The following is a 13,581-nucleotide window of genomic DNA, read 5'->3' as shown; positions in this document are numbered from 1 at the left end:
ATGCCGGCTATTCGGCAGCCTGGCCCGTGAATCCTGCAGTCTGTCCGCTGGGCGTTGTGCTGTACGGAACTTCTTTCTACATTGTCAAGCTGTACGACAACCACGGAAAGGACACCGGAATGAAACGCTGGACCTATGGACTGTGCTGCCTGCTGGCGGCGCTGCCGCTCGGCGCCCGGGCGCAAACCCCCGCCGACAGACTCGACCTGACCACGCTCGACGCGGGCATGACCGGGCCGCGCGCCCAGGTGCTGGTGCTGGGCACGGTGCACCTGAGCGGCATGCCGGCGGGCTTCAAGCCGGCAGCGCTCGACGGCGTGCTCGACCGGCTGGCCGCTTACAGGCCCGAGATCATCACGGTCGAGGACGAGCCGGGCGAGGAATGCGACACGGCCGCCCGCCATCCGGCGAAATATGGCGCCGATTATTGCTCGCCGACCGCGGAGGCCCAGGCGGCCACCGGGCTGGACATACCGGCCGCGCTGGCCGAGATCAACGCCACGCTCAAGACCTGGCCGGCCCGGCCCACGCCGGCCCAGCGGCGGCGCCTGGCGGCCGCCTTCCTTGCGGCGCACGATCCTGCATCGAGCTATGTGCAGTGGCTGCAACTGCCCGAGGGCGAGCGCCGCGCCGGCGACGGCCTGGACGCGAAGCTGGTCGCGATGCTGGGCCGTATCGGCGGGCGCAACAACGAAAACTACCAGATCGCAGCGCGCCTGGCGGCCCGGCTCGGCCTGCAGCGCGTGCACCAGGTCGACAACCACACCGGCGACCGCATGGACCTGCCCGACATCAAGGCCTTCGTGCGCTCGCTCGAAGCGGCCTGGGCGGCCGGTAGCGCGCACCTGGCAGCGCACCAGAAGCAGGAAGAATCCCTGAGCGCGGCGACCGACCTGCTACCGCTTTACCGCTACATCAACACGCCCGAGAGCCTGAAGGCGCTGGCCGAGGTCAACGTCAGCGCATCGCTGCGCGCCAGGTCGCCGGACGGTTATCCGCAGATGTTCGTGGCCGGCTGGGAGATCCGCAACCTGCGCATGGTGGCCAACGTGCGCGAGACCTTCCGCGAACGCCCCGGCGCACGCGTGCTGGCGATCGTCGGCAGTTCGCACAAGCCCTGGTTCGACGCCTGGCTGGGGCAAATGCAGGGAGTGGACATCGTGGATGTGGAGGCGGTGCTGAAATAAATTGCCGGCTTGCCAGCTCGACACCGGGTAGCCTGGGGGAGGCCCTTGGCTGCCCCTCTCCCAAACCGTCTCTTTTCGCGTTCTCATTTCGTCTCTTGTGTTCTCGTTTCGACCTTGTCGAAATAACAGGAAGCCAAAAAGAACAAATGAGACAGTTTGAGCATGCCAAATGAGACAGCTTGAGCGAGGGTCCGCCATGCCTCCCCACCCACCGGGCGGCAGTGTTAGCATGGCGGGCACCGGCAGCGGCGCCCTGGCTTGCACAGCCTTCGCGCCGCACGCTGCCGTCCTTTTTCCAGGAACAACAACATGCACCACGATTCGACCCGACCACGCACCCTCTTCCAGAGAGGCAAGCCATGAGCTACGACCTGATGGTCTTCGCGCCCGAGGCCGCGCCACGCAAGCGCTCCGCCTTCCTCGACTGGTACGAAGCGCAGACCGAATGGCCGGAAGACCACGGCTACGACGATCCGGCGCTGGCCATGCCGGCGCTGCAAGCCTTTTATGCCGAGCTGAGCGAAACATTCCCGCCGGTTTCCGAGGACAACCCTGAACAATTGGAATCGGGCACCGACTACACCATCGGGCGCGACCTGATCTACATCTCCTTCCTCGACTGGGACCGCATCGACCAGGCGCACGAGACCGTGTACCGGCTCGCAGCCAAGCACGCGCTCGGCTTTTTCGATGTGAGTTCCGACATCGCCGAGGTCTGGCTGCCGGACAACAAGGAAGGCCTGCGCGTCGCGCATTCCGACTAGCGTCGCCGCCTCGCTCCACACGAGAGCGGCTTTCGCACCACAGACAAGCGCGGCGATGCATGGCATCATTGCGGGTTTTTCCTACCAGCAACCACCCATGCTTGCCCCGGTTCGCCTTCTTGTTTTCCTGACCATCCTCGTCTTCAGTGCGCTGAGCCAGGCGCAGACAGCGCCGCAGGCGGCGCCCGCGGCGCAGCCGGCCAACGGCGTCAACCTTGCCACCGCCGAACTGAAGGTCGGCGCGCGCAGCATCTTCGTGTTCCGCTCCAGCCTGGCGGGCTTTCCGGCCCGGGACCGCGCCGACGGCGCCCGCAAGCGCCTCGACAAGGCCATCGCCGCCGGCGGCCCGCAGCATGCCGGCACCCGTTCGATCGGCGAAGGCACCCAGGTGCTGCTGGACGGGCACCTGCTGTTCCTGGTTACCGCGAACGACGTCAACACCCTGGCCGGCGACACCGTCGACGAGGCGGCCCAGGAAGCGGCAACGGCGCTGAACCGCGTGCTGCTCGAACGGCGCGAACAGGGCAGCCCGCGCGCCCTGCTGGTTGCCGGCGCCTGGTGCCTGGCCGCGACGCTGGGCTACTGGCTGGTGCTGCGCAGCCTCGGCATCCTGCACCGGCGCGTACGCGCCTTTACCAAGCGCTCGGTCAGCCGCAAGCTGGAGCAGGTGCGTTTCCAGGACGTCGCCCTGCTCGACGCCGACTACATCGTGCGCAACCTGCGCCAGCTCGCCGGCCTGCTGCTGTGGGCGCTGCGCCTGTTCGCCACCTTCCTGTGGGCGACCTTCCTGCTCGGGCACATCCCGTATTTCCACGACTGGGGCGACCGCCTGCGCGACTACCTGGTCGCCACCGGCTTCGACCTCATTGGCGGCATCGGCCGCGCCCTGCCCGGCCTGCTGGTGGTGGCCGTGATCGCCGTGCTGGCGCGGATGGCGATCCGCACCGCCGGCTCGATCCTCAAGCGCGTGGAAAGCGGCGAACTCGAAGTGGGCTGGCTCGACCAGGACACGGCGCCGCCCACGCGCCGCCTGGTGAACGTGGCCATCGTGCTGTTCGCGCTGGCGATGGCCTACCCCTACCTGCCCGGCTCGCACACCGCCGCCTTCCAGGGCGTGACCGTGCTGGCCGGCGTGATGGTGTCGATCGGCGGCTCGAGCCTGGTGGCGCAGGGCGCCTCGGGCCTGATCCTGATGTACACGCGCACCCTGCGCAAAGGAGAGTACGTGCGCATCGGCGAGGCCGAGGGCACTGTGGTGGAACTCGGCATGTTCGAGACGCGGCTGCGCACGGGGCTGGGGGCGGAGATCTCGCTGCCGAATGCGCTGGTGCTGTCGAACACGACGAAGAACTTCTCGCGCACCGGCGTCGACGACGGCTTTGCGCTGGAGGCGGCGGTCACGGTCGGCTACGACACGCCCTGGCGCCAGGTGCATGCGCTGCTGCTGCAGGCGGCGCGCGACACCCAGGGCATCCTGCCCGAGCCGGCGCCTTTCGTCGCGCAGGCGGCGTTGTCGGACTTTTATATCGAGTACCGGCTGGTGGCGCAGTCCGGCGTATTCGACCCGCACGAGCGCGTGGCGCTGCGCAGCCGCCTGCACGGACGCATCGTGGACGAGTTCAACCGCCATGGCGTGCAGCTGACGTCGCCGCATTACATGCAGGAGCCGGCCACCTCGCACGTGGTGGCGCCGGAGGCCTGGGCGCCAAAGCCAGCGGCGGCCGACACGGTCCGCTAGGCGCCGGATTCCTGTCGCCCCGGTCGGTTTTGTTGGCTATACTTTCGGTATTCCCGACGAGCCCAGCGAATGCGCCCACTCCTCCTTTCCGTCCTGCTGTTGCCGGCCCTGGCCTGGGCCGGCGTGCCCGATTCTCCCGCCCCGTATTCCCCCAGGTTTGCACGCATCGCCGAGAGCGCCGAAGTGCTGTCCTGGGACCTGTGCCCACGTCCCACCTATCCGCGCGCCTCGATCCGCAACGAGGAGACGGGCACGGTCACGCTCAGGTTCACGGTGGCAGAGAACGGACGCCTGCTGGGCGCGGCAGTCGCGCGCAGCTCGGGCTTTCCCCAACTCGACAACGCCGCCTACGGCGCGCTGACGCGCTGCCGCTTCCGCCCCGCCAGCCTCGATGGCCAGCCGGTGCAGACCACGGTCTACGTACAATACGTCTGGACACTCGATTGAAGCGCTCCCTGCCCCTTCTGCCCCTCCTGCCCCTTCTGCCGCTGCTGCTGGCCGCCTCGTCCGGCGCCCTTGCGCAAGCGCCGATTCCGGTCGCGCGTCCGATCGCCATCGCCTGCGACACCCCGGTTTACCGGACGGACCCCGAGGCCCTGACGCGCGCCAGCCAGGCGCTGGACCGGGCCAGGGCAGCGCCCGGCCCCGAGAACCTGGAACTGGCCGCCGCGCTGGCCGACCTTGCGTCGGCAACGGCGCGCCAGGGCGGGCCGCAGGCGCAGCGCGACGCCAACCGCAAGGCGGCGCTCGACATGGCCGAGCGCGCCGCAGCTATCTGGCGGGCGGCCTCGCCCAGCGCCACGCTGGCGCAAGACCTGCAGCGGCGCGCACGCGGCGCCCGCAACACCGACCATTGCCCGCTGGCGCTGAGCCTGTACGAGTCGGCGCTCGGGGTTGCCGATGCTGCGGCTGACCAGACCAGGGCCGCGGACGATCCGCTGGCGCTGTCGGTGGCGCGTGAACTGATGCTGCTGGCCAGCGCCATGGGCGACGACCCGACCATGAACACGCTCGCGCCGCGCCTGCTGGCGGCGCTGCCCGCCGACCGCGCGCCGCTCGAAGGCAACAGCTACGCCGCCTACCTGGCCGCCGCCGATCACTTCTACCGCGCCGACGACTACGAGCGCGCCGAGGTGCTGGTGAACGGGCTGACCGAACGCGTGCGCGCAGCAGGAGGCGCGATGGGCGCCCCCATGCTGGCGCGCCTGAACGCCGAGCGCGCCAGCATCTATTACGCCCAGGGCCGCTACAAGGAAGCCGAAGCGCTGGCGCCGCAGCGCGTTCTCGCACAGCGGCGCCAGGACGCCCTGCGCGCGGAACTGGAACGCACCGAAACCGACATGGCCCTGCAGGTGCGCAGCGGGCGGCTGCAGGACGCGCTGGCCCTGGGCAAGGCTGCGCTGGCGCGCATCGAAGCCGGCCGCGCAGGCAACCAGGCGACGCTGGCCACAGCGCAGGCGCAGTGGGAGACGGAGAAGCGCGACGGCGGGCCCGATGCCCTGGCGGCGGCGCGCAAGCGCCTGGTGCAGGCGCGGCTCGACGCCAACACCTGGCAGCAGGCGCTGGCCGACATGCAGGGCAATACCGGCGAAGTCCAGCACGCGCTGGGCCGGCTCGACCTGGCGCTGCCGCTGTACGAGCAGGCCTTGCAGAACTATCCGTCCTCCAGCGGTGCGAACGTGTATGCGATCGAACGCGTGCGCGCCGACATGGCGCTGGTCTACCGCGCCCGCGGCGAGCATGCCCGCGCGCTCGCGCTCCAGCAGCAGGTGCATGCCACGCTGCTGCCGCTGCTCGGCGCCCGGCATCCGGACGTGCGCGAGGCCGAAAGCGAAATCGCTGCCCTGAGCGCGCCTCCCGCACCGGCAAGGCGCAAATAAAAACCGGCCCGCTGCGCATGCAGGCGGGCCGGTTTCACATTCGCAGGGGAATTCGCCGCTAGCGCGCTTCGCTCCGTGCCGCGCGCGCCGCCAGCGCCGCCAGCAGCGCGGCCAGCAGCAGGATGCCCGCGCTCAGGCTGAAGGTAGCCGCATGGCCGCGCGTATCGAACAGCAGCCCGCCGAGGGTGGCGCCGCCGGCAATCGCCAGCTGCACGGTGGCCACCATCAGGCCGCCGCCGGCTTCGGCTTCGTCGGGCAGGCTCTTCGCCAGCCAGGTCCACCAGCCGACCGGCGCGGCGGTTGCCACCAGGCCCCACAGGCAGAGCAGGACGGCGGTGGCCGCCAGCGAGCCGCCCCAGGCCAGCAGGCCGCCGGCGATGGTCGCCATCACCAGCGGAATCGTCACCAGGGTGCCGTACATGTGCTGCTTGAGGAAGCCGCCGATCAGCGTGGTGCCGACAAAGCCGGCCACGCCCACCAGCAATAGCAAGAGCGACAGCGTCGACACGCCGGCATGCGTCACCGTTTCCAGGAAAGGCCGCAGGTAGGTGTACAGCGCGAACTGCCCCATGAAGAACAGGCCGGTGCCTGCCATGCCGAACACGATGGCCGGGCGCTTGAGCAGCCGGAACACCGCGCCCAGGCTGGCGCTGCCCCCGCTCGGCAGCGGCGGCAGGCTGACCAGCTTCCAGGCCAGGGCGATGGCCGCCACCGGCACCAGGCAGAAGAAGGCGCCGCGCCAGCCGATCACGCCGCCGAGAAAACTCCCCAGCGGCGCGGCGACCACGGTGGCGAGGGCATTCCCGCCGTTCAGGATGGCCAGCGCGCGCGGCACCTGGTCAAGCGGCACCAGGCGCATCGCGGTGGCCGCCGACATCGACCAGAAGCCGCCGATCGCCACGCCGATAAAGGCGCGCCCGATCATGAAGACCGTGTAGTTCGGCGCGAATGCCGCGACCGTGCTGGAGACGATCATCATGACCGTCAGCCCGAGCAGCAGGACCTTGCGGTCCAGCCGTCCGGACAGCGGCGCCATGAACAGGCTGGTGAGCAGGGCAAACGCGCCCGACACCGAGATCGCCTGCCCGGCCTGCCCTTCGCTGATGCCGAGTTCCGCGGCCACCGGCGTGAGCAGGCTGACCGGCATAAACTCGGAGGCCACGAGGGCAAACGCACCCAGGGCCATGGCGAACACCGCGCCCCAGGCTGGATTACTTTTACCCGCGAGACCGGGATTGCTTGTCGATGCTTGCGGGTTCATGCGCTTGCCCTGCTTTCCTTATCGAGTGCTTGCGGATCAGGCGGCCAGGGTGGCGCTGTCGATCACGAAGCGGTACTTCACGTCGCCCTTGAGCATGCGCTCGTAGGCGGCGTTGATCTCGTCGGCGCGGATCAGTTCGATGTCGGCGACGATGCCGTGCTCGGCGCAGAAGTCCAGCATTTCCTGGGTTTCCGGGATACCGCCGATCATCGAGCCGGCGATCGAACGGCGCTTCATGATCAGGTTGAACACTTGCGGCGACGGGTGCGGCGACGAAGGCGCACCGACCAGCACCATGGTGCCGTCGCGCTTGAGCAGGTTCAGGAAGGCGTCCAGGTCGTGCGGCGCGGCGACGGTGTTGACGATCAGGTCGAGGGTCTTGGCTTGCGCCGCCATCGCGTCCGCGTCGCGCGAGACCACGACTTCATGCGCGCCCAGGTCGAGTGCGTCCTGGCGCTTCGACTCCGAGGTGGTGAACGCCACCACGTGGGCGCCCATCGCGCGCGCCAGCTTGATGCCCATGTGACCCAGGCCGCCGATACCGACGATGCCCACGCGCTTGCCGGGACCGGCGTTCCAGTGGCGCAGCGGCGAGTAGGTGGTGATGCCGGCGCACAGCAGCGGCGCCACCGCGGCCAGCTGGTCTTCGGCGTGGCTCACGCTCAGCACGAAGCGCTCATGCACCACGATCTGCTCGGAATAGCCGCCCAGGGTGTGGCCAGGCGCGTCGGCGGTCGGGCCGTTGTAGGTGCCGACCATGCCGTCGCAGTAGTTTTCCAGGCCGTCTTCGCAATCGCCGCAATGCTTGCAGCTGTCGACCATGCAGCCGACGCCGACCAGGTCGCCGACCTTGTGCTTGCTGACGTGGGCGCCGATGGCGGCGACGCGGCCGACGATCTCGTGGCCCGGCACGCACGGGTACATGGTGCCGGCCCATTCGCCGCGCACCTGGTGCAGGTCGGAGTGGCAGACGCCGCAGAAGGCGATGTCGATCTGCACGTCGTGCGGACCCGGCTCGCGGCGGGTGATGTCGAGGGAAACGAGGGGCTGGTCGCCGGCGTGGGCGCCGTAGGCTTTGACGGTCATGGAGTGTCCTTTTGTGGTTTGCTACGAGGACCTGGCGCTTGCAGGGCGCGAGGCCGAATCAGGGGAAGGATGGTACAGGCAAAAAGGCAGGCAAAACGAAGGCGAAATTGCATGCCCTTATGAATATTCATCATGAATCGACACGTCGATTCGGTGCGCGCTATCATAAACGAATCCGCCGAACGGCGTCGTCCACCCTCCCGATTTGCATACCATGGCCCGCGACAACATCAACGACATCCTGGTCTTCCTTGCCGTCGCCCGCGAGCGCAGCTTCACGCGCGCCGCCGCCCAGCTGGGCATGACCCAATCGGCGCTCAGCCACATCATCCGCGGGCTGGAAGAGCGGCTCGGCGTGCGCCTGCTCACGCGCACCACGCGCAGCGTCTCGCCCACCGAAGCCGGCGAGCGCCTGCTGCAGAACGTCGGCCCGCGCCTGGAAGAGATCGAGGCCGAGATCACCGCGGTGAGCGACCTGGGCGACAAGCCGGCCGGCACCATCCGCATCACCGCCATCGACCACGTGATCGAAAGCCTGCTGTGGCCGCGCCTGGCGCCGCTGCTGCCGCAGTATCCCGACCTGCACGTGGAGCTCAGCTCGGACTACCGCCTGGTCGACATCGCCGCCGAGCGCTTCGACATCGGCGTGCGCTACGGCGACCAGGTCGACAAGGACATGATCGCGGTACGCCTCACCGTCGACATGCCGATGTCCATCGTCGCCTCCCCGGCTTACCTCGCGCAGCGTCCGGTGCCGGGCACGCCGCAAGACCTGATGAAGCACAACTGCATCGCCCTGCGCCTGGCCAGCAGCGGCGGTCTGTATGCGTGGGAGCTGGAGCACGAAGGACAAAGCCTGGAACTGCGCGTGCGCGGCCAGGTGGTGTGCAACACCGCGCCGCACATCCTGCAGGTGGCGCTCGACGGCTGCGGCATCGCCTTCCTGCCCGAGGAGATGACCGCGCCCTGTGTGCAGGACGGCCGGCTGGTCTCCGTGATGCAGGATTGGTGCCCGCGCTTTCCGGGCCTGTTCGCCTACTACCCGAGCCGGCGCCAGTCCTCGCGCGCACTGGGGCTGGTGATCGATGCGATCCGGTACAAGGGCTAGCCGCAGCGCTAGGCCTTCGTGACGCCATCCCCGTTCGCAGCGGACGCCCGCTCGATCGCTTCCCAGTGGCGCACTAGCTGGCTTGTTACGGCAGCAGGGAGTTGCAGCAATTCGACCACCGGCGCATCGGCCTCATGGGCAATCTCTACCTTATCGGCCGGCAGGGCGAGCATGGCCGCGATATCGCGGTGTTCCTTGCTGCCCGGCGCCACTGCCACGAAGTTGGCGATGGTGATGAATGCATCGCCTCCCGGGCAGCGGTACATGTCGAGATCTGCATACGCGGGAAGATCGTCGATACTTGGCTGCAGCAGCACCAGCACCTGTGACGGATCGGCCTCCAGGCAGCGCCGCACCTCGTCTGGATCCTGGATGGGATGGAAGCGGACAGGCACGTTCACTTTTTCCGCCCACTGGCCGCCTGCTTCGCAAAACGGTTCCTCAGCGCGGCTCCGCCCCGCCAGTATGCAGGGCAGCACGAACAGGCCGAGTTCGACGAGCCAGCAAAGCGCCAGGAATGCCGCCCCGGCGCCCGATACGGCGGCCAGACGCGCCAGCATCGCTTCGCCCATCGACCACGGGTGCGTCGCCAGGTAAAGGCTGCTGCCGGCCGCATTCGCATACACCAGCCAGGCGCTCCAATGCACATACCAGACGAAGAGTCCGCAAGCAGCGCCAGCCCGGCCCATCCAGCGTGGATTGCGAATCTTGCCATGCCCGGCTGCCAGGCGGACCAGGCAGGCCAGGAAGATGCTCATGCCTGCCGAAACGAGGAAAGCAGGACCGAATCCGGCAGCCACGCTTGCCCATGCATACAGCCGGGCCATAGGCACTGACGCAAAGGTAAACGCGAGGACGACAACGACGCCGTGTGCAGGCACCCGTCCTGAAGGCTGATAGCAGCTTGATGTCATGACGCTCCCATCCCGAAGGGGTGTGTGCATTGCAGAACCTGGCTACTCTAGCCCGATCGACACGGTCTAATTTGCCGAAGCGCAAGCAACAAGGCGCGTATTCAGCGAAGGATGCGCAAGGCAGCGGCAAGCCGCTCGTTCACCGGCCCATGCAGGACGCTGTACGCGACGCCGGCCCGGTCCAGCGACTCCAGGAACCAGCCATGCTGGCGCTGCCGGAACGCCGCATCGCGCCGCGTGCCGTCCTGCACAAAGGGGAAGTCGGGCGCGCAGACGAAGGTGTGCGTGTAGCGCCTTGCCGCGAGCCGGATGACGGCCGGATCGACCTTGCCGTAGCCGTCCTGGCTGTAGAACACCGTGGTCAGCGCGCTGCCGTCGCAGACCAGGGGGCCGCGCGTGTCCTGGGCCAGGGCGATCTCGAGCGCGATCTGGTCTTCGGCGATGGCGCGCATGTCTTCATAAACGAACTGTCCACCCTTCTCTTCCCAGCGCGTGCGGCCGACTTCGGGCACGGCGGTGGTGCCAAGCGCAGCGGCGAGCGCGTCGACCAGCGTGGTCTTGCCGCTCGATTCGCCGCCCAGGATGCAGACGCGGTCGACGAAATCGGCATACACGCGTGGATCGAGAAAGGCACGCCAGGCAGCGGGATCGGCGCGCACCTGGGTGCCGGACACAGGGACCGCGCGCCGCGCCAGGTCAACGCAGACATGCTCGACCCGATGCGCAAGTCCGAGACGCGCCGAGAACTCGGCCGACAGAACGGCGGCGAATCCATCGCCATAATCCTCGCTCGTGAACACGGCATCGACCGGGCCGCCGCCCAGGGTCCGGCACAGCCAGGCGCAGAACCGGCGGTGCGCGTCGGCAGGCGCACCGTTATGCGGCAGGGTCACGCGGCGGTCGGTCGCGCCCCGCTTGAAAGCCTCGGCCAGCACGGCGTCGTCCACCACCAGGCGCAGCGCCTGCGGGTACAAATCGGCCAGCCAGCCCTCGCGGGTCGCGGTAGCGCAGTGCGCAAAGTCCGGCTTTGTGTAGCTGATCACCAGCACCTCGCCGCAGGCGGCCAGCGCGGCGTCGATCAGGTGCATGTGCCCGCGGTGCAGCGGGCAGAATTTGCCGACCACCAGGCCGCGCCGGTAGCGCTTCATGCTTCGGCCAGCACCGCATCGCCTTCTTGTTGCAGCCGCGCCAGTCGGCGCCAGCTGGCCCAGGCGACGATCGCGTTCACCCAGTACACCGCGTACAGCACGGCGGTCAGGTACAGCCCGCGGCTGGCATACAGCGGCACGGCGATCGAATTGACCAGCAGCCAGAACGGCCAGTTCTCGATGCGCCGCCCCATCAGCAGCAACTGCGCGATGACGCTGAACACCAGCACCAGCGAGTCGGCGAACGGCGCGTAGGCATCGGTCCAGGCGTGCAGGAGCGCGCCATAGCCGGCGGCGCAAGCCAGGCCCAGCGGGACGATCCAGGCCAGGCTGCGCGCATCGGCCGGGCGCACGCGCAAGGCGTGGCCGTGGTCGCCGCGCAGCCACAGGCGCCAGCCGGCCACGCTCGACAGGACGAAGAACACCTGCAGCACCACGTCGGCATACAGCCTGGCCTGGAAGAAGACCACGGCAAACAGCGCGCAGCCGACGATGCCGGTCCACCAGGTGTGGATGCTGTTGCGTCCGGCCAGGAGGATGGCGGCGGTGGCGAAGCCGTTTGCGGCGATTTCGAGTGGGGCGATCATGATCCTGGTCCGTGCTGGTGATGGAACGGGCGCACGTGGATGCATGCGCGGCCGGCGAGCGCCAGTATGCCAGCGCAGCCCATCCGTGGGCCAGCAAAAATGCGCAGCCGCGGCCACGCCCGCGGGGCGCCGCGGTGCACGCCACATGCCGACATGGCAAGCTAGTGATATGCTAGGCCGCTCGATCACACCCGGCCTGCCGTGTTCGCGCACGCGCGGCCGCTCAACAACACACGAATCCGACATGACGCCACAACCCGCCCACGACACCGAACTCCCTCTCGACATGGTCATCTTTGGCGGTGTCGGCGACCTTGCGATGCGCAAGCTGCTGCCGGCCCTGTACATGGCCTACCTGCACGGCAACCTGCCTGGCGCCACCCGCATCCTCGCCACCGGCCGCCAGGACTACGACAACGCGGCCTACGCCAGCCACGTCACCGAGCACTCGCGCCCCTTCATCACGGCCGAGAACTTCAACGAGACCACCTGGACCGGTTTCCTGGGCCTGCTCGAATTCGTGCGCCTCGACGTGCAGGCCGCGCCAGACTTCGGCGCCCTGGCCGAGGCTTCGCGCAAAGGCGCGCAGCGCGTGTTCTACCTCGCCACCGCGCCCTCGCTGTTCACCACCATCTGCGACAAGCTCTCGACCGCCGGCCTGGTCGACAAGAACGCGCGCGTGGTGCTGGAAAAACCGCTCGGCCGCGACCTGGCGTCGGCCGTCGAGATCAACGAAGCCGTCGGCAAGCACTTCGCCGAATCGCAGATTTACCGCATCGACCATTACCTGGGCAAGGAGACGGTGCAGAATCTGACCGTGCTGCGCTTCGGGAATTCGATCCTGGAACCGATCTGGCGCGCGCCGAACATCGTCAGCGTGCAGATCACCGTGGCCGAGGAAGTGGGTGTCGGTAGCCGCGCCGGCTTCTACGACAGTACCGGCGCCATGCGCGACATGGTGCAGAACCACCTGCTGCAGCTGCTGTGCATCGTGGCGATGGAGCCGCCGACCTCGCTGGCGCCGGACGCCGTGCGCGACGAGAAACTGAAGGTCCTGCGCTCGTTGCGCCGCTTCACCCTGGCCGACATCGCGCGCGACACCGTGCGCGGCCAGTACAGCCACGGCGTGGGCGGCGGCGAGGAAGTGAAAGGCTACCTGGAAGAAGCCAACGTGCCGCAGGACAGCCGCACCGAGACCTTCGTCGCCCTGCGCGCCCACATCGACACCTGGCGCTGGTCGAAGGTGCCGTTCTATCTGCGCACCGGCAAGCGCATGGCGCGCCGTTCATCGAAGATCGTGATCGAGTTCGCGAATCCCCCCTTCCCGCTGTTCCCGGAAAACCCGGCCGGCGTCACCAACCGCCTGGTGATCGAGCTGCAGCCGGAAGAAGCGATCAAGCTGCAGATCATGGCCAAGCAGCCGGGCAGCGGCATGCAGATGCAGCAGGTGGAGTTGAACCTCGACTTGCAATCGGCCTTCCAGCAGCGCCGCGCCGAAGCCTACGAGCGCCTGCTGATCGACGTGGTGCGCGGCCGCCTGACCCACTTCATGCGCCGCGACGAACTGGAAGCGGCCTGGGAATGGGCCGACCCGATCATCGAAGGCTGGAAGGCCCTGGGCGAAAAGCCGCAGCAGTACGCCGCCGGCTCCTGGGGCCCGGCCGCCTCGTTCGCCCTGCTGGCGCGCGACGGCTTCTCCTGGTTCGAGTAAACCCAACAGCGGGGGTCAGGTCTGACATTCGGACACGGCCCCAGCTGTAGATGGCAATCCAAAGCAGAGCTCGTGTCCGAATGTCAGACCTGAGGTGATCCGGATATCCTGGACAGTTATTTAGGCACACGGTATGCAGCGTCGACGGCGGCAGGCGTTTGGTAGCCCAAGGTCTGATGTAACCGCCGCGTATTGTA

General features: G+C 68.2%; 12 protein-coding genes. 7 read left to right on the top strand and 5 right to left on the bottom strand.

The features are described from left to right. The first annotated feature begins 119 nt into the window (after nucleotides 1-119). The 5 genes from LK540_RS22685 (at nucleotide 120) to LK540_RS22665 (ending at nucleotide 5,569) form a co-directional block, all read left to right on the top strand. Complete coding sequence (locus tag LK540_RS22685; protein WP_229439667.1) at nucleotides 120-1,187, top strand: DUF5694 domain-containing protein; 1,068 nt, start codon at nucleotides 120-122, stop codon at nucleotides 1,185-1,187. A gap of 359 nt (nucleotides 1,188-1,546) precedes the next feature. Next, entirely contained in the window at nucleotides 1,547-1,951 is a 405-nt protein-coding gene (locus LK540_RS22680) for a hypothetical protein (RefSeq protein ID WP_229439666.1), read from the top strand. 97 nt (nucleotides 1,952-2,048) lie between these two features. After that, nucleotides 2,049-3,689, top strand: coding sequence for a mechanosensitive ion channel family protein (locus tag LK540_RS22675; protein WP_229439665.1), 1,641 nt, complete (start codon nucleotides 2,049-2,051; stop codon nucleotides 3,687-3,689). Between the two features lie 69 nt (nucleotides 3,690-3,758). Further along, nucleotides 3,759-4,136, top strand: a complete 378-nt coding sequence (locus tag LK540_RS22670; protein ID WP_229439664.1) for an energy transducer TonB — start codon at nucleotides 3,759-3,761, stop codon at nucleotides 4,134-4,136. Further along, a complete protein-coding gene (locus LK540_RS22665) occupies nucleotides 4,133-5,569 on the top strand; it encodes a tetratricopeptide repeat protein (RefSeq protein ID WP_229439663.1) in 1,437 nt (478 codons plus the stop codon). The genes LK540_RS22670 and LK540_RS22665 overlap by 4 nt, the downstream gene beginning before the upstream one ends. Before the next feature lie 58 nt (nucleotides 5,570-5,627). Here LK540_RS22665 and LK540_RS22660 read toward each other — a convergent pair whose 3' ends face one another. Together LK540_RS22660 and LK540_RS22655 are read right to left on the bottom strand one after the other, a co-directional pair. Then, on the bottom strand, nucleotides 5,628-6,830 hold the full coding sequence (locus tag LK540_RS22660) for an MFS transporter (RefSeq protein ID WP_229439662.1): 1,203 nt from the start codon (nucleotides 6,828-6,830) through the stop codon (nucleotides 5,628-5,630). A gap of 36 nt (nucleotides 6,831-6,866) precedes the next feature. Next, the gene (locus tag LK540_RS22655; protein WP_229439661.1) at nucleotides 6,867-7,916 is read right to left on the bottom strand and encodes an NAD(P)-dependent alcohol dehydrogenase; all 1,050 of its coding nucleotides are present in this window, start codon (nucleotides 7,914-7,916) and stop codon (nucleotides 6,867-6,869) included. A gap of 214 nt (nucleotides 7,917-8,130) precedes the next feature. Between LK540_RS22655 and LK540_RS22650 the strand changes: the two genes are divergently transcribed. Continuing rightward, nucleotides 8,131-9,024, top strand: a complete 894-nt coding sequence (locus tag LK540_RS22650; RefSeq protein WP_229439660.1) for a LysR family transcriptional regulator — start codon at nucleotides 8,131-8,133, stop codon at nucleotides 9,022-9,024. Nucleotides 9,025-9,032: 8 nt separating this feature from the next. On the opposite strand, the gene LK540_RS22645 is transcribed toward LK540_RS22650, so the two are convergent. The 3 genes from LK540_RS22645 to pnuC all read right to left on the bottom strand — a co-directional run bounded on the left by LK540_RS22645 (nucleotide 9,033) and on the right by pnuC (nucleotide 11,673). Further along, nucleotides 9,033-9,782 (bottom strand): hypothetical protein, encoded by a 750-nt coding sequence (locus LK540_RS22645; RefSeq protein ID WP_229439659.1) that lies wholly within the window; start codon nucleotides 9,780-9,782, stop codon nucleotides 9,033-9,035. A gap of 257 nt (nucleotides 9,783-10,039) precedes the next feature. Further along, on the bottom strand, nucleotides 10,040-11,086 hold the full coding sequence (locus LK540_RS22640) for an AAA family ATPase (protein WP_229439658.1): 1,047 nt from the start codon (nucleotides 11,084-11,086) through the stop codon (nucleotides 10,040-10,042). Further along, nucleotides 11,083-11,673 carry a nicotinamide riboside transporter PnuC gene (gene pnuC / locus LK540_RS22635; RefSeq protein ID WP_229439657.1) on the bottom strand — a complete coding sequence of 197 codons (591 nt, stop codon included), beginning with the start codon at nucleotides 11,671-11,673 and terminating at the stop codon, nucleotides 11,083-11,085. Before pnuC ends, LK540_RS22640 begins: the two co-directional genes overlap by 4 nt. 244 nt (nucleotides 11,674-11,917) lie before the next feature. On the opposite strand from pnuC, the gene zwf reads away from it, so the two are divergent. Beyond that, nucleotides 11,918-13,384: a glucose-6-phosphate dehydrogenase gene (gene zwf, locus LK540_RS22630; RefSeq protein ID WP_229439656.1), complete on the top strand. Its 1,467-nt coding sequence runs from the start codon at nucleotides 11,918-11,920 to the stop codon at nucleotides 13,382-13,384. Nucleotides 13,385-13,581 lie beyond the last annotated feature (197 nt).

It is taken from the genome of Massilia sp. IC2-278 (assembly GCF_020708045.1).
In the GTDB taxonomy this organism is placed as follows: Bacteria; Pseudomonadota; Gammaproteobacteria; order Burkholderiales; family Burkholderiaceae_D; genus Telluria.
This window is presented reverse-complemented; position numbering and strand designations above follow the sequence as displayed.

Coding starts and splice junctions, on each gene's coding strand:
- LK540_RS22640 (WP_229439658.1), bottom strand. CDS start 11,086: ATGAAGCGCTACCGGCGCGGCCTGGTGGTCGGCAAATTCTGCCCGCTG.
- LK540_RS22655 (WP_229439661.1), bottom strand. CDS start 7,916: ATGACCGTCAAAGCCTACGGCGCCCACGCCGGCGACCAGCCCCTCGTT.
- LK540_RS22675 (WP_229439665.1), top strand. CDS start 2,049: ATGCTTGCCCCGGTTCGCCTTCTTGTTTTCCTGACCATCCTCGTCTTC.
- LK540_RS22660 (WP_229439662.1), bottom strand. CDS start 6,830: ATGAACCCGCAAGCATCGACAAGCAATCCCGGTCTCGCGGGTAAAAGT.
- LK540_RS22670 (WP_229439664.1), top strand. CDS start 3,759: ATGCGCCCACTCCTCCTTTCCGTCCTGCTGTTGCCGGCCCTGGCCTGG.
- LK540_RS22650 (WP_229439660.1), top strand. CDS start 8,131: ATGGCCCGCGACAACATCAACGACATCCTGGTCTTCCTTGCCGTCGCC.
- pnuC (WP_229439657.1), bottom strand. CDS start 11,673: ATGATCGCCCCACTCGAAATCGCCGCAAACGGCTTCGCCACCGCCGCC.
- LK540_RS22645 (WP_229439659.1), bottom strand. CDS start 9,782: ATGAGCATCTTCCTGGCCTGCCTGGTCCGCCTGGCAGCCGGGCATGGC.
- LK540_RS22685 (WP_229439667.1), top strand. CDS start 120: ATGAAACGCTGGACCTATGGACTGTGCTGCCTGCTGGCGGCGCTGCCG.
- zwf (WP_229439656.1), top strand. CDS start 11,918: ATGACGCCACAACCCGCCCACGACACCGAACTCCCTCTCGACATGGTC.
- LK540_RS22680 (WP_229439666.1), top strand. CDS start 1,547: ATGAGCTACGACCTGATGGTCTTCGCGCCCGAGGCCGCGCCACGCAAG.